Below are 19,074 nucleotides of genomic sequence, written 5' to 3' on the forward strand. Positions count from 1 at the left end.
TGAAAGAATCTGTTGCACGCCATTGCGCGAACGCGCGACCCGGCGCACTCTTCGCGTGCGGCACGCTATAGGGCCAAATCGGCCACTAACCGCCTATATTGTAGAGGCTGACGCGTCGCGCTGTCCGAACAGCCACGCTGACGGACAGGGCATGCGACCGCCTCGGCGGCTGCCGCGAGCGCAGGCTGGCCTTCCTTTTTCGGACGGCCCGCGCAGGGAGCCGTAACTGTTGTTTGTCGTCGTTGTCGACTCGTTCAACCAAGAGAGGAATCCAAGATGAACATGAAAATCGCGACTCGCCTGTCCGTATTCGCACTCGCCGGCGCACTGCTGGCAGGCTGCGCCACGCAGCAAGGCAACAATACGGCCGTCGGCACCGGCACGGGTGCGGCGCTGGGCGCGGGGATCGGCGCGCTGGCCGGTGGCGGCAAGGGCGCGGCGATCGGCGCGGGCGTCGGCGCACTGGTCGGTGGCGTGACGGGTTACAACTGGCAAGCGATCAAGAACAAGCTCGCACCGTCGGCAGCGCAGACGGGCACGCAGGTGACCGAGCAGCCGGACGGCTCGCTGAAGCTGAACGTGCCGAGCTCGGTCACGTTCGCGACGAACCAGTACGCGATCACGCCGGCGTTCACGCCGCTGTTGAACGACCTCGCGACGACGCTGAACCAGAACCCGCAAGTGACGGCATCGATCGTCGGCTACACGGACAGCACGGGCTCGGCCCAGCTGAACCAGACGCTGTCGCAGAATCGCGCGCAAAGCGTCGTGAACGCGCTCGTGCAGCGCGGCGTGAACGGCGGCCGCCTGTCGGCGCAAGGCATGGGCGCATCGAACCCGATCGCGGACAACGCGACCGAAGCCGGCCGCGCACAGAACCGCCGCGTCGAGATCTACCTGCGCGCACCGCAACAGCATCAGTAAGCGCGACCACGAGAGGAATCGTGCGGGCAGCCTGCCCGCACAGCCCCGCCTGGCAAGGCTTTGGGCGGGGCCGGTAACAAATCGAAAAAATTTTCGAACTTCTGTCGCAGGCCGTGGTCAGTATTTACGGTACGCGGCTGGTGTTGCCGGCGCGTCACCATTCTCCTCTTGTCGTTGTTGCTCCGGGGCCGTATCCGCCCCGGTTTTTTTTGCCCGGAGAATTCGTGCTGCGCTGCAGCACAACGTCGCCGGGCATGCCGCGTGTGCGCCCTCGCCCCTTCCGCCGCCCGGTCCGCGGCGCGGGCCCGCCGCGCTGGCCCGCGCCCCTGCTAGAATCGCAGTTTCCCGTCGTTTTTCCCGCTGTTCTTCTCCAGATCCTATGTCCGCATCCGACCTCACTTCCGTGCAGGCTGCGGCGCCGCAAGGCAGCCGCCAGATCCTCGTTACGTCCGCACTGCCCTATGCCAACGGGCAGATCCACATCGGCCACCTGGTCGAGTACATCCAGACCGACATCTGGGTGCGGGCGCTGCGAATGCATGGCCATGAGGTCTACTACATCGGCGCCGACGATACGCACGGCACGCCGATCATGCTGCGCGCGGAGAAGGAAGGCCTGACCCCGAAGCAGCTGATCGACCGCGTCTGGACCGAGCACAAGCGCGACTTCGACAGCTTCGGCGTGTCGTTCGACAACTTCTACTCGACCGATTCGGACGAGAACCGCGTGCTGAGCGAGAAGATCTATCTCGCGCTGCAGGAAGCCGGCCTGATCGCCGAGCGCGAAATCGAGCAGGCGTACGATCCGGTCAAGGAAATGTTCCTGCCGGACCGCTTCATCAAGGGCGAGTGTCCGAAGTGCCACGCGAAGGACCAGTACGGCGACAACTGCGAAGTGTGCGGCTCGACCTACCTGCCGACCGAACTGCTGAACCCGTATTCGGTCGTGTCCGGCGCGACGCCGGTGCGCAAGACCTCGAAGCACTACTTCTTCCGCCTGTCCGACCCGCGCTGCGAATCGTTCCTGCGCGAATGGGTGAGCGGCCTCGCGCAGCCCGAAGCGACCAACAAGATGCGCGAATGGCTCGGCGACGCGGGCGAAGCCAAGCTCGCCGACTGGGACATCTCGCGTGACGCGCCGTACTTCGGCTTCGAGATCCCGGGCGCGCCCGGCAAGTATTTCTACGTGTGGCTCGATGCGCCGGTCGGCTACTACGCGAGCTTCAAGAACCTGTGCGAGCGCAACGGCATCGATTTCGATGCGTGGATCCGTCCCGGCTCGAACGCCGAGCAGTACCACTTCATCGGCAAGGACATCCTGTACTTCCACACGCTGTTCTGGCCCGCGATGCTCGAGTTCTCGGGCCACCGCACGCCGACCAACGTGTTCGCGCACGGCTTCCTGACCGTCGACGGCGCGAAGATGTCGAAATCGCGCGGCACGTTCATCACCGCGCAGAGCTACATCGACACCGGCCTGAACCCGGAGTGGCTGCGCTACTACTTCGCCGCGAAGCTGAACGCGACGATGGAAGACATCGACCTGAACCTCGACGACTTCCAGGCGCGCGTGAACAGCGATCTCGTCGGCAAGTATGTGAACATCGCGAGCCGCGCGGCCGGCTTCCTGATCAAGCGTTTCGACGGCCGCGTGCAGGACAGCGCGATGAATCATCCGCTCGTCGCGAAGCTGCGCGATGCGATTCCACAGATCGCCGCGAGCTACGAAGCGCGCGAATACGGCCGCGCGCTGCGCCACACGATGGAGCTCGCGGACGAAGTGAACGCATACGTCGACGGCGCGAAGCCGTGGGATCTCGCGAAGGATCCGGCCAACGCGGTCGCGCTGCACGAAACCTGCAGCGTGAGCCTCGAGGCCTTCCGCCTGCTGTCGCTCGCGCTGAAGCCGGTGATGCCGCGCGTCGCCGCAGCGGTCGAGGCGTTCTTCGGGATCGCGCCGCTCGCGTGGGCCGATGCCGCGAAGCCGCTGTCGTCGGCGCAGCCGATCAAGGCGTACCAGCACCTGATGACGCGCGTCGATGCGAAGCAGATCGAAGCGCTGCTCGCCGCGAACCGCGATTCGCTGCAGGCCGATGCAGCCGGCGCGGCCGCCGGCGGCGCCAATGCTGCGAAGGACGCGAAGAGCAACGCCAAGGCGAACGCGAAGCCGGCCGTCGTGAACGGCGCCGACGACGCGCCGATCTCGATCGACGATTTCGCGAAGATCGACCTGCGCATCGCGAAGATCGTCGCGTGCCAGGCGGTCGAAGGGTCGGACAAGCTGCTGCAGCTCACGCTCGACGTCGGCGAGGAAAAGACCCGCAACGTGTTCTCGGGCATCAAGTCCGCGTACCAGCCCGAGCAGCTCGTCGGCAAGCTGACCGTGATGGTCGCGAATCTCGCGCCGCGCAAGATGAAGTTCGGCCTGTCCGAAGGGATGGTGCTCGCCGCGTCGGCCACCGACGAGAAGGCGGAACCGGGCCTCTACATCCTCGAACCGCACAGCGGCGCGAAGCCCGGCATGCGCGTGAAGTAAGCAGAACGCACTGCTGCCGCCGCAAAAAGCCCCGCACGATGTCGAATCGTGCGGGGCTTTTTTATCGCTGCCCGGTAAGCCGCATCCGCCGTCACCGCTGCCCGAACCAGCGATCGAAGCGCCGCGTGTAGTTCAGGTCGACGCCCTGGAACGTGCCGCCGTACGCGGACACCGACCAGAAGCGCGTCAGGTTGATCGTCGCCTTGAACGCGTTGCTCGCCGATTGCAGCCCCTGCTCGAAGCCGAGCACGAACCGCTCGTTGATCGCCTTCGACACCAGCACGACCTGCGGATCGGTCAGGCCGACTTCGCTACGGCCGACCGACACCTCGTCGAGGCCGAAGGTCTGCGCGACGCGCTTGCCGGTCACGCTGCCGAGCAGCCCGAGCGCCGCCGTCATCGCGCCCTGCTGGCCGACGTTGTTGCCCTGGTCGGTGCCGTGCCCGAACAGCAGCCACGACAGCTTTTCGTTGTCGGTGACGTTCGGCTCCGACACGAGCTTGACGGTCGGCGACTGGATCGTGCCCGTCACCTGCACGCCGGCCTCGACCTCCTGGTTGCGCCGCATCGCGAGGATGTTGACGCCCGGGTTCGATACCGGGCCGTTGAACGTGAAGAAGCCGTTCTCGATCGCGAGCTTGCGGCCGAACGTCGTGTACGTCGAACCTTCGGTCACACGCACGTTGCCGACCGCGCGCAGCGGCACGCCCGGCGCGCTCATCACGGTGATCGTGCCGCGCAGCCCCAGATCCGCGCCGTGCCCCTTGAAGCGGAAGTTGTTGCCGAGCCCGACGTCGATGTTCGCGCGCGGCGCGAGCGATGGCGCCGGCTTGTCCTCGACCGCCTTCGGCTTCGCGACCGCGGTGCCGGTCGGCGTCTCGCCGCGCACCGTGCCGTCCGGCTGCACGATCACGACGTCGTCCGACAGGTGCGGCGCCGATTGCTCGGGCAGGTCGAACAGCGCGCGGTCGACCACGAACTTGCCGTCGATCGACAGCGCGCCGCGCGGCCCGTCGTTCGCGACGGTGGCCTTGCCCGACAGCGACAGCTTGCGATCGGGCGCCGCGAACAGTTCGAGCTTGTCCGCGACGATGCTCGCGGTCAGGTCCGGCGCCTCGCCGTCGAGGCGCACGCGGCCGAGCGCGCGCAGCGTGCCGTCGCCGCCGTGAAATTCGACCTGCTGGAATTCGACGAGGTTGTCCGACAGCTTCACGCGCACGATGCCGTCCTTCAGCTGCACGCCCTGGTCGATCAGCGTCGCGGACAGCTCGTCGCCCGTCAGCGTCCCCGACAGGTTCGGTTTCACCGGCGTGCCGGAAACCGTCAGCTTCAGCGCCGCGCGCCCGCCGAGCAGGTAGCTCGGCCCGAACAGGTTGCCGGTGGTCTTCAGCGCCGGGATGTCGGCATCGATGCGGCCCGACAGCGGACCGTCGTCGACGATGCCGAACACGCCGTCGCGCAACGCGAACGGCACCGTGACGTTCGCGTCGAGCGTGCCGATCCGGCTCGCCTTCGCGAGCGCCGTCACGTTGAGCCGGTTGCCGGGCGCGAAGCTCGCCCGGGCGGACAGATCGGTCAGGCCGAGCGACGCGATGCCGCGCCCGCTCTCGATCGTCACGTCGCCGCCGCGGCGCTTCACCTGCACGTGGCCCGTCGCGTTCGCACCGAGCGAGAAATCCCAGTCGGCATCGACCACGACGTCGGTCCGCACTGGCGGCCGCTGGCTGGTCAGCGTCTGGCGCACCTCGAGGAAACGCGCGACCGATGCGCCGGTCACGGTGCCCGCCGAGCGCATCTGGCCGCGATCGAACACGAACGATTTCAGGTCGATCGCCGCGCCTTCGAGCGTGAGCCGCGTCGCGCCGAGCGTCACGCGACCGGCGCCGGCCGATATCGTCAACGGCGCCTGCAGCGCGAGCGCCGGCGTGCCGCGATTCGCGAGACGCGTGACGGTGCCGTCCCAGCGCATGCCGTCGCGGTTCTCGACCACGCCGCCGTTCGCCGCGAGCGTCAGGTCGATCACGCGGCCGCTGGCCATCCCGAGCGCCGACGCGTCGAGCGTGTGCTTCGCGCGCGTGCCGTCGAGGTTCGCGCGCAACGACTTCAGCTTGAACGAGCCGAGCGCGATGTCGGCCGCGTCGGCCGTGAACACGAGCGCGCCGTGCGCGCCGTCGCGGATGTCCGCGCGGCCCTGGGCGGTGCCGATCCGGTTCGAGCCGACGACGACGTGCTCGGCCTTGTAGGTCGCCGTCACGTTCGGATGCGCGAAGCTGCCGGTCAGGTCGCCCTGCGCCTGCACGAGCCCTTCGATGCCGAAGCCGAGGCGGTCGAGCTGCGGCGCGTCGACGACGAAGCGCAGCCGGTCGCCGGGTGCGCCGAAGCTGCCGCGCAGGTCGACGTGGTTGCCGGCGATCGACAGGTTCGCGTTGCTCGGCAGGATGCGCGAGCCGGCGAGCTGCACGACGCCGGCGCCGGTCAGCGGCACGCCGTCGTACAGGCTGTCGGCGAGCTTGAAGGTCGCCTTCGTCGAGACCTGCGGCGCGAACGCGCCCGACGCGGTCAGCGTGCCCGACACGCGCGTTTCGCCGCGCTTGGCCGGGGCCTTGGCGGCCTTCGCCGGCGCCTTGCCGCCGCCCGCCTTCGGCGCGCTCATCGCGGCGAGCAGCAGCGGATCGAACGCGGTCAGCGTCGCCTTCGCGTCATAGCTCGAGTGCGCGTCGTGGCGGAACACGCCCGTCAGGTCGATGCGCCCCTTGGCCGCAGTCACGCGCGTATCGGTCAGCACGGTCTGCTGCCGCGTGAGCGCGATCTTGGCGCGCGCGCCCAGCGCGAGCTTCGGATCGTTCAGGTTGAAATCGACGGTCGTCACGTCGCCCGCGAGCGTCACGCCGAGCGGGCCGCCGAGGCGCATCGGCCGCAGTTCGGCGACGAACGCGTTCAGGTCGAGGTTCGCGACCTTCAGGTCGAAGCGGCCCTTGCCGCCCGTGAGCGTGCCGCCGCCCGTCACGCTGCCGTCCCGGATCAGCTTCAGCGCGAGGCCGTCGATCCGCTGCGCGTGCGCGTCGAGATGCACGGTCGCATGCGCGTCGATCACCGGCAGCAGATGGTCGCCGAGCGTACCGGGTTTCGCGTTGACGATCGACACCGGGCCCGTCACCGCGAAGCCCTTCGCGGGCGCCGAGCCTGCCGGCGCGGTCACTGGTGCGAGTTCGGCGCGCACCGCGAGATCGGCTGCCGGCGCGCCGGGCGACAGTGCCTGCGGATTCACGTGGTCGAACGCGAGCGACGCACGCGTGAGCGGCACCGTGCCGAATGGCGCGGCCTCGACGTGCGCGCGCCCGTTCAGCTTCATCCCGCTCGCGTCGACCTCGGCGACGAGCGCCTCCAGCGAGCCCGACACACGGGCCCGCGCGTCGACCGCTTCGTCGGACAGCTTGCCTGCGTAGGTGGCTTCGCCCGTCAGCGCGAACGGCTTCACCCCGTCGAGCTTCGCGCGCGCGGTCAGCGCGCCGTACGGCGTATCGACGCCGTCGAGCACGAGTTCATGGTGACGGCCGTCGCTGCGGCCGTTCAGCGCGAGATGGTCGAGCTGCGTCGTCGAGCCGCCTTCGTGAATCGCGAGGCGATCGACGCGCAGGTCGTCGATCCGCACCTGCAGCGGCAGGCTCAGGTCCTGCGGCGTCGTACTCGGCGTCGACGGCCCCGGCGCGATCCGCACGTCGATCGTGCCGGCGCGCAGATAGGCGATGGACAGCCGCCACGGCGCACGCGTCAGTGCCCAGCGGCCGTCGAGCCGGTCGATGCGGACCTCGGTGCCGGTGCCGTCGGGGCTGGTCCACGCGAACCCGCGCAACCGCACGCCGGTCGCGAGCGAGCCGCCTTCGAGCGTGCCCGCGAGCCGTGTCCCGAGCACCTTGCCGGCCACCTGCCACGCGAGTCGCGTCCCGCGCTCGGTCGTCACCACGCCGGCCACGAGCCCCACTGCCAGCACGACGAGCAGCACGACCGTCGCAAGCGTCCACGCGACGACACGCCACGCACGGCCACGGCGCGGCGCGCGCGGCGGCGTGTCGGGCGCACCGTCGGGCGAATCCGGATCGTGAGGCGGCGGCGTGTCGTTCGGGTCCTTCGTCATGCGGTTCGTCGTGCGGGTCGTCAGGTCGTCAATAGGGCGGCAGGTTCAGAAAGCGATGCCGAGCGTCAGGTACGGGCGCACGCTGTGGTTGCGCAGGCCGTACGCGACGTCGACGTTGATCGGGCCGACCGGGCTGCGCCAGCGCGCACCGACGCCCACGCCCGGGTAGAACACGCGCTCGCCCCACGCATCGGTCGCGGTGCCGATGTCGAAGAACGTCGCGGCGCCCCAGTCGCGGTTGAACCAGTGCTGGTATTCGGCCGTACCCGTCATCAGGTACTTGGTCGGCAGAACGGAGCCGTCGACGCTGTTGCCGATGCTCTGGTAGCCGTAGCCGCGCACCGAGTTCGAGCCGCCGGCGCGGAACAGCAGCGACGCCGGCACGCCGGTCGAGCTGCCGCTCGTAAACACGCCGCCGAGCTCCGCGCGGAACACGAACAGGTCGCGCTTGCCGATCGGCAGGTATTGCTGCCCGCGCGCGTAGCCGCGGATGAAGGTCTCGTCGGCCAGCACGCCCTTGACCGCGACGCCGGCCTCCGCATGAATCAGGTTGCCCGAGCGCGGAAACAGCGGATCGTCGACGTTGCGGCGGGTCCACGCCCATTGCGGCACGAGCGCGCGGCTCGTGGTCGGCCCCGCGCCGTTCTGGTCGAGCCGATCCTGGTAGTACATCAGCGAATACGAATAGTCGATGAACTGCCCGGTGCGCGTACGCTGCACGCCGACCCGCGCGCTGTAGATGCGGGTGTCCGACACGTTGGTGTTCGTGTACGACGCGAGCACGCTGTTGGTCCAGCCCTTCTCGCCCGGCGGCATCGACAGCTGGACCTGCCCGTACTGCTGGATCTGGTCGAGCCGGCCCGAGACGGTCAGCGGCCACGCGGCGCCGAACGTGTCGAGATACGTATAGGAGCCTTGTACGTGCGGCCCCGTATCGGTGGCGAAGCCGACGCCGCCGCGGATGTTGTTGTACGGGAATTCGCTGACCTTCACGTGCACGGGCGTGCGCTCGGGCTTCGACGTATCGTCGCCGACGTCGATCGCGACGCTCGCGTAGTACGGCGTGTTCTGCAGCTGCCGCTGCAATTCCGCGATCCGCTGCACGTCGTAGATCTCGCCTTCCGACAACGGATTGACGTTCGTGACGATCTTTTCCGGATAACGACGCACGCCGTCGACATCAACCTTGCCGATCGTGAACGTCGGGCCGCTGTCGAACGTGACCGCGAGCGTCGCACGCTGCGTGCGCGGATCGATGCGCGCCTCGGACGACGCGATCTTCGCGCCGAGATAGCGGCGCGCCTGCAGTTGCCGCAGCGCCGCGTCCTTCGCGCTGTCCCAGTCGGACTGCGTGAACGGGTCGCCCGGCTTCATCGAGAACGCGAAACGGGTGGCGGTCTCCTGCTTCGGATCCTCGGTCTCGACCGGCCCCTTGAACGTCAGGTCGACCGTCGACACGACGGTCTGCTTGCCCGGGTCGACGGCGATGCGCACGTCGCGCTTGCCGTCGCGCGTGCGCACGTCGGTGCGCACGACCGGCGAGAAATAGCCGGCCGTCGCGGCCAGGTCGCGCACCTGCTGCGGCGTGGCGGTCACGAGGAAGTCGAACTGGTCGTCGCTGATGTCGTCGCGCTTCGCGAAGCGCGCGATGTCGAGATGGGTCTTGAGGAGCTTGCGGATCGAGCGCGGCGCGTCGATGTCGACGTCGTACTTCGCGTGGGCCGGCACCGCGAAGCACGCGGCCAGGCAACCCGCGAGGGCCGCCCGCGCGACGCGGGCCGCGGCGCCGGCGCGAGCGCGTGCCGCGCGCGGGCCCGCGTCATGCGCCGTGTGTGCTTGCTGGTTCGACTGCCCCGCCAAATATGACCTCGCCGTCCTGGATTGTCACGGTTTCGTGGAAAACCCTGTATTTGACCACAGGGCGCGGGCGTCACAGCCAAACGATTGTGAAAGAGTGCTAGGCACCGGCCCGCGGTTTCGACGCGCGATTGGCGCCGGCTGTTCCCCGTGATGCGGTAAAATCCCGCCATCGCGAATCCGGCGCGTCGTGCGCCGCCCGAAACGGAAGATCCAGCCATGCCGTACCAGTCCGACGTCACGCAGTTCCTGAACCAGCTCAAGCAGCAGAAGCCGACGCTCGAAGAAGAGCAGCGCAAGGGCCGTTCCCTGCTGTGGGACAAGCAGCCGATCGATCTCGAAGAGCGCGCCGAGCAGCAGGAATCGCGCGTGAAGCAAACGCCGTACGTCTACTACCAGAACTTCTGACGACGTGAGCGCCGCCGACGAGGCCAGCGCCGCCCGGCAGGACGACGCGATCGCCGCGCCCGCGGGCGCCGATTCGACGCCCGACACGGTCGACGGTGTCGCGGCGTTCGCACGCCTGTACGGCGAGCCGCTCTTCAAGCTGCCGCAGGACCTCTACATCCCGCCCGATGCGCTCGAGGTGTTCCTCGAGACGTTCGAAGGCCCGCTCGACCTGCTGCTGTACCTGATCCGCAAGCAGAACTTCAACGTGCTCGACATCCCGATGGCGCAGGTCACCGCGCAATACCTCGGCTACGTCGACCAGATCCGCGCGTCGAACCTCGAGCTCGCGGCCGAGTACCTGCTGATGGCCGCGATGCTGATCGAGATCAAGTCGCGGATGCTGCTGCCGGTCAAGAAGGCCGACACCGGCGAGGAAGCCGAGGATCCGCGCGCCGAACTCGTGCGCCGGCTGCTGGAGTACGAGCAGATGAAGCTCGCCGCGCAGCGGCTCGACCAGCTGCCGCAGCTCGGCCGCGATTTCCTGCGCGCCGAGGTGTACATCGAGCAAAGCGTCACGCCACGCTTTCCCGACGTGAATTCGGACGACCTGCGCGCCGCGTGGGCCGACGTGCTCAAGCGCGCGAAGCTCGTCCAGCACCACAAGATTTCCCGCGAGGAGCTGTCGGTGCGCGAACACATGAGCCTGATCCTGCGCCGGCTGCAGAACGCGCGCTTCATGGAGTTCGCCGACCTGTTCGACACGTCGCGCGGCGTGCCGGTCGTCGTCGTGAACTTCATCGCGATGCTCGAACTCGCGCGCGAATCGCTGCTCGAGATCACGCAGGCCGAGCCGTTCGCGCCGATCTACGTGCGTCTCGCGTACCTGCCCGCATAAGGGCCGCCCCCGTCGCCTCCCGTTCCCGGTTCGCTCCGACGCTCGCCGCTTCGCCGCGGCGGGTGGCCGTCCGGCGCGTATCCGACACGTATCCGGCAAGCCTCGATAAAAAGTGAACGATCGTTCTTTTATCGATGCGTCGCGCGGCCAAATCCTCTACAATCCGCCGACGCCCGATGCGCCGCCCGCGCGCCGGCGTTCTCCGCTTCGACCCCGACGCCGCTGCTGCGGCGCCAACGCGCGCCTGCGCGAGGAACCCGCTACCCGATCATGAAAGTCATCAGCTCGATCCAGGAACTGCGCGACCAGCTGCGCGGACAGAACCGCACGGCGTTCGTGCCGACCATGGGCAACCTGCACGAAGGGCACCTGTCGCTGATGCGCCTCGCGCGCCAGCACGGCGACCCGGTCGTGGCGAGCATCTTCGTCAACCGGCTGCAATTCGGCCCGAACGAGGATTTCGACAAGTACCCGCGCACGCTCCAGGACGATATCGAGAAGCTGCAGCAGGAAAACGTGTACGTGCTGTTCGCGCCGACCGAGCGCGACATGTACCCTGAGCCGCAGGAATACCGCGTGCTGCCGCCGGACGATCTCGGCGGGATTCTCGAAGGCGAGTTCCGGCCCGGCTTCTTCGCCGGCGTGTGCACGGTCGTCACGAAACTGATGTCCTGCGTGCAGCCGCGCGTCGCCGTGTTCGGCAAGAAGGATTACCAGCAGTTGATGATCGTGCGCCGCATGTGCCAGCAGCTCGCGCTGCCGGTCGAGATCATTGCGGCCGAGACCGTGCGGGATGAGGACGGCCTCGCGCTGTCGTCGCGCAACCGCTACCTGACGCCCGACGAGCGCAGGGAAGCGCCCGAGCTGGCGAAAACGCTGCAGCGCGTGCGCGACAGCGTGCTCGGCGGCGAGCGCGACCTCGGCAAGCTCGAGCAGCACGCGCACACGCACCTGGCCGAACGCGGCTGGGCGCCCGACTACATCGCGATCCGCCGCCGCGCGAACCTGATCGCACCGAGCGCCGCCGAACTCGAAGCCGGCGAGCCGCTCGTCGTGCTCGCGGCCGCGAAACTCGGCGCGACGCGCCTCATCGACAACCTGGAAATCTGACGGGCGGCCCGCCCGCGCCTCTCACGACGCATCACGGAGACACCATGCAGCGCCACATGCTCAAATCGAAGATCCACCGCGCGGCGGTCACGCACTGCGAACTGCACTACGAAGGTTCGTGCGCGATCGACGAAGACCTGCTCGAAGCGGCGGGCCTCATCGAAAACGAACGGATCGACATCTGGAACATCAACAACGGCGAGCGTTTCTCGACGTACGCGATCAAGGGCGAGCGCGGCAGCGGGATGATCTCGCTGAACGGCTCGGCCGCGCGCCGCGCGCAGCTCGGCGACCTCGTGATCATCGCGGCGTTCGCGATGGTCGACGAGGCCGAACTGCAGGCCGGCTGGAAGCCGAAGCTCGTGTTCATCGACGAAGGCAACAAGATCAAGGGCCACCGCGATCATGTGCCGACGCAGAACTGGACGTGACCTGAGCGGCATGCCCGCGTGCCGTGGCGCGCGGTGCAGCGATGCCGCTGGCGACCGAAGGGCCGGATACCGCACGCGACGGGATCCGGCCCTTTCTCATTGGAGGTCGCGCCGGCCGGACGGCCGGGCGTTCAGGACGCTGCCTTGGCGGCTTTCTCGGCCTTCGGCGCGCGGCGTTCGGCCCATTCGACGATCGGCCGCCACTGTTCGAGATCCTTCTCGACGCGGCTTTTCGCGACGTCCCACAGCGTCAGGCCGTGCGCGGCGATCTGCACGTAGTTCTGCGTGTCGCGCACGTAGCCGAGCACCGGCAGGCCGAGCCCCTCGACGAACCGGTGCAACTGGTCGGACGAGCGCGTGCGCGCGTCGACCCGCATCCCGACGATCCCGACCTCGACGCTGCCCTTGCGCACGGCCTTCTCGCCGGCGAGGCGCTCCAGAAACTGCTGGGTCGCAAGAATATCGAACATCGACGGCTGCAGCGGCACGATCACCTTGTCGGCCAGTTGCAGCGCGACGTTGAGCCGCGTGCCGTGCAGGCCGGCCGGCGTATCGATCACCGCATATTCCAGCCCGCGCGGCGGCTTCGATGGCGCCTCCGGATCGAGATCCCACGCCTCGATCGCCGGCAACCCGGCCGGCCGCAGGTCGAGCCACGCATGCGCGGACTGCTGCCGGTCCAGGTCGGCCAGCGCGACCCATGCGCCTTGCGCCGCGAAATAGCCGGCTAGATTGGTGGACAGCGTGCTCTTGCCCACGCCGCCCTTCGGATTCGCCACCACGATGACCGTCATGAATTCCCCCGAAAAAGCCGCGCGGCGCCGGCCGCATGGCAGGCGCCGCTCGATTGCGGATACAGGGAGCGATGATATCGGCAAACGGGGTGTCACCGGAACCGGTCACGCCGAACCGCGTGCCGGTTTCGTCGGCTTTCCGTCAGGTCATGCGCGCTGGAGCGCGGCCTCCCGCGTGCCGAGCGCGAACGCGCCGCCGCCCAGCAGGGCCTGCACGGCCAGCGTGACGGCCCAGAACGCCGGATATTCCCAGCCGCCGTGCGGCGATGCGAAGCTCCAGCCGTTCGGCAGATGCGCGGCGACCGCGCCGAGCATGAACGGCAGCAGCACCAGCGCGGCGATGCGCACGCGGACCCCCGCGAGCAGCGCCAGGCCGCCCGCCAGTTCGACGAACGTGGTCAGGTAGGCGAGCCAGCCCGGCAGGCCGATCGACGCGAAGAACTGCACGGTGCCGGGCAACGTGAAAACAAAGACCTTCTGTGCGACGTGCGCGAGGTACAGCACGCCGAGGGCGACGCGCAGCAGCGTCGCGGCGAAATCGTTCAGGCGGTTGGCGTTCATGACGGATTCCTTCGTGAGTGGATGGGAGTGAATCGCACTCTATTCGAATCGATTCAGCCGATAAACACGCAATCTCGCTTAAATTGATTCCATTTAAGAACGAATTGAATCGCAAAAAAGAGCATGACCGATCATGCCCCGCATCCCGCTCAGTAACCGCTCTTGCCTTGCGTGGCGTCGCCGCCGGACTGGCCACCGCCCGGCGCATACGAATCGCACGCCTGCGCCACCGCCGACACGCCCAGCAGCACCGCGAGCAGGACGCCCCACCACCGTCGAGCCCTCTCGTCGCCCTCCTTCGGGCGGACCTCCGCCCTCCTCTGTTGTACGCGATCGAGCGGAAAAAGCGAGGGCCGGCCTCAACGAAACTCGGCGTACAGCGCGTCGAGGTCGAGGTGCGCGGCGAACGTGTCGGCCAGCCGTTCCAGCGAAGCCTCGCGCAGCGCCGGGTAGTCGATGCGGGCCGCGCCGTCGAGCCCCGCCCACGCGAGCAGCGCCGCGCAGGCGTCGGGCGCGTCGAACAGCCCGTGCACGTAGGTCGCGAGAATCTGGCCGTCGGCCGACAGCGCGCCGTCGGGACGCACGCCCTCCCGCACGCCGTCCCGCGCGGCATCGGCGGCCAGCATCAGCGCGGGCGTCTCGAGCGCCGGCCCGCGCGTGTCGCCCATGTGAATCTCGTAGCCGCGCACGGCGGCCGCGCCCGGCAGCGCGAGTTGCCCGGTCACGTTCTTCAGCGTCTTGTCGGGTTGCAGCGTCGTGTCGAAATCGAGCAGCCCGAGCCCCGGCACGCTGCCGGGTGCGCCTTCGAGGCCGAGCGGATCGTCGAGCGTGCGGCCGAGCATCTGCATGCCGCCGCAGATGCCGATCACCTTGCCGCCGTAGCGCAGATGGCGCCGGATCAGCGCGTCCCAGCCCGCGTCGCGCAGCCACGCGAGGTCGCGCTGCACGCTCTTCGAACCGGGCAGGATCAGCAGGTCGGCGTCGGGCACGGGGCCGCTCTTCCAGTACGTGAATTCGACCTGCGGATGCGCGCGTAGCGGATCGAAATCGGTGTGGTTGCTGATGCGCGGCAGCGCGGGCACCACCACGCGCAGCACGCCGGCATCGCCCCGTGCGGCGGCGCTGCGCGCCTGCGCGGGCAGCATGTCCTCCGCGTCGAGCAGCAGCCCGTGCAGATACGGCAGCACGCCGAACACCGGCTTGCCCGTCCGCGCGCGCAGCCAGTCGAGCCCTGGTTCGAGCAGCTTGAGGTCGCCGCGGAAGCGGTTGATCACGAAGCCGCGCACACGTGCGCGCTCGCTGTCCGACAGACATGCGAGCGTGCCGACCAGATGCGCGAACACGCCGCCGCGATCGATGTCGGCGACGAGCACGACCGGGCAGTCGACCCGCTCGGCAAACCCCATGTTCGCGATGTCGCCATCGCGCAGGTTGATCTCGGCCGGACTGCCGGCGCCTTCGACGATCACCGTGTCGTAACCGGCGCGCAGGCGCGCGTACGATTCGAGCACCGCATCGAACGCGACCGGCTTGTAGTCGTGATACGCCCGCGCGTCGAGGTTCATGCGCGCCTTGCCGTGAATGATCACCTGCGCGCCGCGGTCGCTCGTCGGTTTCAGCAGCACCGGATTGAAATCCGTATGCGGCGCAACGCCGGCGGCCAGCGCCTGCAGCGCCTGCGCACGGCCGATCTCGCCGCCATCGGCCGTCACCGCGCTGTTGAGCGCCATGTTCTGCGGCTTGAACGGGGCCACGCGCGCGCCGCCGCGGCGCGCGAGGCGGCACAGGCCCGCGACGAGCGTGCTCTTGCCCGCGTCGGACGTCGTGCCCTGGATCATCAGCGTGCCGCGCGGCCGCGGCTCGGGTGCATTCATCGTGTCAAAGGTCGTCGCGAAGCAAAGGCGGCATTATCGCCCGCGCCGGGTCGTGCGCGCCGTTACAATCACGCGATGATTCCGCACGACCTCACCTTCGTCCTCGGCGGCGCGCGCTCGGGCAAGAGCGCGCATGCCGAGCGGCTCGCCGCCGACAGCGGCCGCCCCGTTACCTACATCGCGACCGCCACCGCCGCCGATGCCGATGCCGAATTCGCGCAGCGCATCGCGCATCACCGCGCGCGCCGGCCGGCCGAATGGGGGTTCGCCGACGCGCCCATCGATCTCGCGGGCACGCTCGCGCGGCTCGACGATCCGCACGCGTGCCTGCTCGTCGACTGCCTGACGCTGTGGCTCACGAACCTGCTGTGCCCCGCCGACGGCGAACCGCTCGACGATGCGCAATACGCGGCGCAGGTCGAGCGGCTCGAGCACGCGTTGCGCGGCGCACGCGCGAAGGTGATCGTCGTCAGCAACGAGATCGGGCTCGGCGTCGTGCCGCTCGGGTCGGTCACGCGCCGCTACGTCGACGAGCTCGGGCACCTGAACCAGCGCGTCGCCGCGCTCGCGACGCGCGTCACGCTGCTGGTTGCCGGGCTGCCGCTCGACCTCAAGGCGGGAGCCCGGTCATGCTGATGCTGTCGCTGCCGGTCGTCGCGATGCTCGCGGTCGCGGCCGCGATCGTCGACCGCGCCATCGGCGAGCCGGCCGGCTGGCATCCGCTCGTCGCGTTCGGCCGCCTCGCCGCGCGCATCGAAGCCGCGTTGAACACGGGCCGGCGCGGCCGTGTGATCGGCGTCGCCGCGTGGCTCGCGGCGGTCGTGCCGCCGGTGGCCGTCGCGGCATGGCTCGTCGCCGTGCTGCCCTGGCCGTTCGCCGCTGCGCTGCACGTCGCGCTGCTGTGGTTCGCGCTCGGCGCGAAGAGCCTCGCCGAACACGTCGCGCCGATCGCTGCCGCGCTGCTGCGGCGCGACCTCGACGCGGCACGTGCGCTGACCGCGCGCATCGTGTCGCGCGACACCAGCAACGCGGACGAAGGTGCGCTGTCGCGCGCGGCCGTCGAATCGGCGCTCGAAAACGGCAACGACGCGATCTTCGGCGCGCTCTTCTGGTTCGTCGTCGCGGGCGGCCCCGGCGCATTGCTGTTCCGGCTCGCGAACACGCTCGACGCAATGTGGGGCTACCGCACGCCGCGCTTCCTGACCTTCGGCTGGGCCGCCGCGCGCCTCGACGACGCGCTGAACTGGATGCCCGCGCGGCTCACCGCCGCGAGCTACGCGCTGCTCGGCGACACGGCCGCCGCATGGCGCTGCTGGCGCACGCAGGCGCGCCACTGGGACAGCCCGAACGCGGGCCCCGTGATGGCCGCGGGCGCCGGCAGCCTGAACGTGCAGCTCGGCGGCCCGGCCGTCTATCACGGCGAAATCGAGGATCGCCCGGTGCTCGGCACCGGGGCCACGGCCACCGCCCTTCACATCGTCGCCGCGCTGTCGCTCGTCACGCGCACGCTCGCGCTGTGGCTCGCGCTGCTGGTCGCGAGCGGCGCACTCGTCATGGCCACCCATCATGTCTGATTCATCCATCGCGCACGGCGGCAACCTGCATGAAGCCGCCCGCCGCCACGGCATTCCGTACGACGCGTGGCTCGATCTGTCGACCGGCATCAATCCGGTCGGCTACCCGGTGCCCCCCGTGCCGGCCAACGCCTGGCGCCGGCTGCCCGACGACGGCGACGGCCTCGCGGCCTGCGCCGCGCAGTACTACCACGCGCCCGATCCCGCGCACGTGCTGCCGGTCGCCGGCAGCCAGGCCGCGATCCGCGCGTTGCCGGCGTTGCTGCCGGCCGGCGACGCCGGCGTCGCGGCGCTCGCGTACGGCGAATACGCACCCGCGTTCGCGCGCCACGGCCATCGCGTCGTCGCGCTCGACATCCACGCGGATACGCTGCCCGCGACGCTGCGTCACGTCATCGTCGGGAATCCGAACAATCCGACCGCCGAATTCGTGCCGACCGCGCGCCTGCTCGGCTGGCATGCGCAACTGGCGGCACGCGGCGGTACGCTGATCGTCGACGAAGCGTTCGCCGACACGGGCGCCGCCCCATCGCTCGCGCCGCACGCCGATCGTCCGGGGCTCGTCGTGCTGCGCTCGGTCGGCAAGTTCTTCGGGCTCGCCGGGATTCGCGCGGGCTTCGTGCTCGCGTGCCCGACTCAGATCGTCGCGTTGCGCGACACGCTCGGCGCGTGGACCGTCGGCGGCCCCGCGCGCCACGCGGTCGCCGCGGCATTCGCCGATCGCGCGTGGCAAGCTGCCGCCCGCGAGCGACTCGCGGCAGACGGCGAACGACTGGCCGCGCTGCTGCGCGCGCACGGCTTCGCGGTCCGCGCGACACCGCTCTTCAGCTGGACCGACGACCCGCGCGCCGCGGCGCTGCATGCGGCGCTCGCAACGCACGGGATCTGGACGCGGCACTTCCCGGCCCCGTCGAGCGTGCGCGTCGGCTTGCCGGGCAGCGAAGCCGAATGGCAGCGCCTCGGCGACGCGCTCGCGCAATGCGTACCCCTGCTGCAGGCGTCCGCATGAGTCCGCGCATGTTCCGTCGGCTCGCGCCGGCCGCGCTGCTGACCGCGCTCGTTCATGCGCCGCTCGTCCACGCCGACGTCTCGACGCGCGACGACGCCGGCAATACGGTCACGTTACCCGCGCCTGCCCAACGCGTGATCAGCCTCGCGCCGCACGCGACCGAACTCGTCTACGCGGCCGGCGGCGGTGCGAAGCTCGTCGGCACCGTCACGTACAGCGACTATCCGCCCGCCGCGCAAGCGGTGCCGCGCGTCGGCGACAACAAGGCGCTCGACCTCGAACGCATCGCCGCGCTAAAGCCCGACCTGATCGTCGTCTGGCGGCACGGCAACGCCCAGCGGCAGACCGACGCGCTGCGCGCGCTGCACATTCCGCTGTTCTTCAGTGAACCGAAGCATCTCGACGACGTATCGTCGTCGCTGCGCCGGCTCGGCACGCTGCTCGGCACGCAACCGACCGCCGATGCCGCCGCGGCCGCCTTCATGCGCGACATCGCGGCCCTGCGCGCACGCTACGCGGCACGCCCGCCCGTCTCGATGTTCTTCCAGGTGTGGGACCGCCCGCTGACGACGCTCAACGGCACGCACCTGATCAACGAAGTGTTCGAACTCTGCGGCGGCCGCAACGTATTTGCGTCGCTCAAGCCGCTCGCGCCGACCGTGACCGACGAAGCCGTGCTCGCGGCGAATCCGGAAGCGATCGTGACAACGAGCGCCGGGGCGACCCGTTCGAACGAACCGCTGCCGAGCCTCGCGCGCTGGCGTGCGTGGCCCGCGCTGACGGCCGTGGCGCGCAACAACCTGTTCGCGATCGACGGCGATCTGCTGACGCGGCCGTCGCCGCGCATCGCGCAGGGCGCGGCCGCGCTGTGCGAGGACCTGGATGCCGCGCGTGCGCGGCGGCCGGCGCGCTGATGTCCGGCGGCGGGCGGGTGCATCGCGCGTCGATATCGGATGCGCCGGGCGAGCGCGACGGATCGGTCCT

At 69.4% G+C, this 19,074-nt stretch carries 15 protein-coding genes; 10 read left to right on the forward strand and 5 right to left on the reverse strand.

All coding sequences use genetic code 11. The annotated features are described in order from the left end of the window. Nucleotides 1-276: 276 nt before the first annotated feature. Both KU887_RS13045 and metG read left to right on the forward strand, forming a co-directional pair. A complete protein-coding gene (locus KU887_RS13045; RefSeq protein ID WP_006485420.1) occupies nucleotides 277-924 on the forward strand; it encodes an OmpA family protein in 648 nt (215 codons plus the stop codon). A 379-nt stretch (nucleotides 925-1,303) separates the two neighbouring features. Continuing rightward, nucleotides 1,304-3,460 carry a methionine--tRNA ligase gene (gene metG / locus KU887_RS13050; protein ID WP_258250201.1) on the forward strand — a complete coding sequence of 719 codons (2,157 nt, stop codon included), beginning with the start codon at nucleotides 1,304-1,306 and terminating at the stop codon, nucleotides 3,458-3,460. 91 nt (nucleotides 3,461-3,551) lie between these two features. Here the strand turns inward: metG and KU887_RS13055 are convergent, their stop codons facing one another. Both KU887_RS13055 and KU887_RS13060 read right to left on the reverse strand, forming a co-directional pair. After that, a complete protein-coding gene (locus KU887_RS13055) occupies nucleotides 3,552-7,595 on the reverse strand; it encodes a translocation/assembly module TamB domain-containing protein (RefSeq protein WP_258250202.1) in 4,044 nt (1,347 codons plus the stop codon). A gap of 45 nt (nucleotides 7,596-7,640) precedes the next feature. Then, nucleotides 7,641-9,455 carry an autotransporter assembly complex family protein gene (locus tag KU887_RS13060; protein ID WP_258250203.1) on the reverse strand — a complete coding sequence of 605 codons (1,815 nt, stop codon included), beginning with the start codon at nucleotides 9,453-9,455 and terminating at the stop codon, nucleotides 7,641-7,643. A 216-nt stretch (nucleotides 9,456-9,671) separates the two neighbouring features. On the opposite strand from KU887_RS13060, the gene KU887_RS13065 reads away from it, so the two are divergent. From KU887_RS13065 to panD, 4 genes are all read left to right on the forward strand, one after another. After that, complete coding sequence (locus tag KU887_RS13065) at nucleotides 9,672-9,860, forward strand: DUF3460 family protein (protein ID WP_006484044.1); 189 nt, start codon at nucleotides 9,672-9,674, stop codon at nucleotides 9,858-9,860. A gap of 4 nt (nucleotides 9,861-9,864) precedes the next feature. After that, a complete protein-coding gene (locus KU887_RS13070) occupies nucleotides 9,865-10,737 on the forward strand; it encodes a ScpA family protein (protein ID WP_006478106.1) in 873 nt (290 codons plus the stop codon). Between the two features lie 270 nt (nucleotides 10,738-11,007). Further along, nucleotides 11,008-11,847 carry a pantoate--beta-alanine ligase gene (gene panC, locus KU887_RS13075; RefSeq protein WP_006496102.1) on the forward strand — a complete coding sequence of 280 codons (840 nt, stop codon included), beginning with the start codon at nucleotides 11,008-11,010 and terminating at the stop codon, nucleotides 11,845-11,847. Nucleotides 11,848-11,891: 44 nt separating this feature from the next. Continuing rightward, the gene (gene panD, locus KU887_RS13080; RefSeq protein WP_006484038.1) at nucleotides 11,892-12,278 is read left to right on the forward strand and encodes an aspartate 1-decarboxylase; all 387 of its coding nucleotides are present in this window, start codon (nucleotides 11,892-11,894) and stop codon (nucleotides 12,276-12,278) included. Between the two features lie 131 nt (nucleotides 12,279-12,409). Here the strand turns inward: panD and KU887_RS13085 are convergent, their stop codons facing one another. The 3 genes from KU887_RS13085 to KU887_RS13095 all read right to left on the reverse strand — a co-directional run bounded on the left by KU887_RS13085 (nucleotide 12,410) and on the right by KU887_RS13095 (nucleotide 15,507). Further along, nucleotides 12,410-13,072, reverse strand: a complete 663-nt coding sequence (locus KU887_RS13085; protein WP_006484037.1) for a ParA family protein — start codon at nucleotides 13,070-13,072, stop codon at nucleotides 12,410-12,412. A 147-nt stretch (nucleotides 13,073-13,219) separates the two neighbouring features. After that, nucleotides 13,220-13,633 (reverse strand): DoxX family protein, encoded by a 414-nt coding sequence (locus tag KU887_RS13090; RefSeq protein WP_058901710.1) that lies wholly within the window; start codon nucleotides 13,631-13,633, stop codon nucleotides 13,220-13,222. Nucleotides 13,634-13,992: 359 nt separating this feature from the next. Then, nucleotides 13,993-15,507, reverse strand: coding sequence for a cobyric acid synthase (locus KU887_RS13095; protein ID WP_058901711.1), 1,515 nt, complete (start codon nucleotides 15,505-15,507; stop codon nucleotides 13,993-13,995). Between the two features lie 75 nt (nucleotides 15,508-15,582). Between KU887_RS13095 and cobU the strand changes: the two genes are divergently transcribed. From cobU to KU887_RS13115, 4 genes are read left to right on the forward strand one after another with little or no spacing between them, the layout of a single operon-like run. Further along, a complete protein-coding gene (gene cobU / locus KU887_RS13100; protein WP_258250204.1) occupies nucleotides 15,583-16,143 on the forward strand; it encodes a bifunctional adenosylcobinamide kinase/adenosylcobinamide-phosphate guanylyltransferase in 561 nt (186 codons plus the stop codon). Then, the gene (gene cbiB, locus KU887_RS13105) at nucleotides 16,137-17,081 is read left to right on the forward strand and encodes an adenosylcobinamide-phosphate synthase CbiB (RefSeq protein WP_006496108.1); all 945 of its coding nucleotides are present in this window, start codon (nucleotides 16,137-16,139) and stop codon (nucleotides 17,079-17,081) included. The genes cobU and cbiB overlap by 7 nt, the downstream gene beginning before the upstream one ends. Next, the gene (gene cobD, locus KU887_RS13110; protein ID WP_077055730.1) at nucleotides 17,074-18,090 is read left to right on the forward strand and encodes a threonine-phosphate decarboxylase CobD; all 1,017 of its coding nucleotides are present in this window, start codon (nucleotides 17,074-17,076) and stop codon (nucleotides 18,088-18,090) included. The genes cbiB and cobD overlap by 8 nt, the downstream gene beginning before the upstream one ends. Further along, entirely contained in the window at nucleotides 18,087-19,004 is a 918-nt protein-coding gene (locus KU887_RS13115; protein ID WP_080324370.1) for a cobalamin-binding protein, read from the forward strand. Before cobD ends, KU887_RS13115 begins: the two co-directional genes overlap by 4 nt. The last annotated feature ends 70 nt before the right edge of the window (nucleotides 19,005-19,074 follow it).

This window comes from Burkholderia sp. EMB26, from assembly GCF_024730645.1.
Classification (GTDB): domain Bacteria; phylum Pseudomonadota; class Gammaproteobacteria; order Burkholderiales; family Burkholderiaceae; genus Burkholderia; species Burkholderia cenocepacia.

Excerpts from the sequence above, each read along its gene's own strand:
- KU887_RS13095 (WP_058901711.1), bottom strand. The coding sequence starts at position 15,507 with ATGAATGCACCCGAGCCGCGGCCGCGCGGCACGCTGATGATCCAGGGC.
- panD (WP_006484038.1), top strand. The coding sequence starts at position 11,892 with ATGCAGCGCCACATGCTCAAATCGAAGATCCACCGCGCGGCGGTCACG.
- cobD (WP_077055730.1), top strand. The coding sequence starts at position 17,074 with ATGTCTGATTCATCCATCGCGCACGGCGGCAACCTGCATGAAGCCGCC.
- panC (WP_006496102.1), top strand. The coding sequence starts at position 11,008 with ATGAAAGTCATCAGCTCGATCCAGGAACTGCGCGACCAGCTGCGCGGA.
- KU887_RS13090 (WP_058901710.1), bottom strand. The coding sequence starts at position 13,633 with ATGAACGCCAACCGCCTGAACGATTTCGCCGCGACGCTGCTGCGCGTC.
- KU887_RS13055 (WP_258250202.1), bottom strand. The coding sequence starts at position 7,595 with ATGACGAAGGACCCGAACGACACGCCGCCGCCTCACGATCCGGATTCG.
- KU887_RS13065 (WP_006484044.1), top strand. The coding sequence starts at position 9,672 with ATGCCGTACCAGTCCGACGTCACGCAGTTCCTGAACCAGCTCAAGCAG.
- KU887_RS13045 (WP_006485420.1), top strand. The coding sequence starts at position 277 with ATGAACATGAAAATCGCGACTCGCCTGTCCGTATTCGCACTCGCCGGC.
- cbiB (WP_006496108.1), top strand. The coding sequence starts at position 16,137 with ATGCTGATGCTGTCGCTGCCGGTCGTCGCGATGCTCGCGGTCGCGGCC.
- KU887_RS13115 (WP_080324370.1), top strand. The coding sequence starts at position 18,087 with ATGAGTCCGCGCATGTTCCGTCGGCTCGCGCCGGCCGCGCTGCTGACC.
- KU887_RS13085 (WP_006484037.1), bottom strand. The coding sequence starts at position 13,072 with ATGACGGTCATCGTGGTGGCGAATCCGAAGGGCGGCGTGGGCAAGAGC.
- cobU (WP_258250204.1), top strand. The coding sequence starts at position 15,583 with ATGATTCCGCACGACCTCACCTTCGTCCTCGGCGGCGCGCGCTCGGGC.
- metG (WP_258250201.1), top strand. The coding sequence starts at position 1,304 with ATGTCCGCATCCGACCTCACTTCCGTGCAGGCTGCGGCGCCGCAAGGC.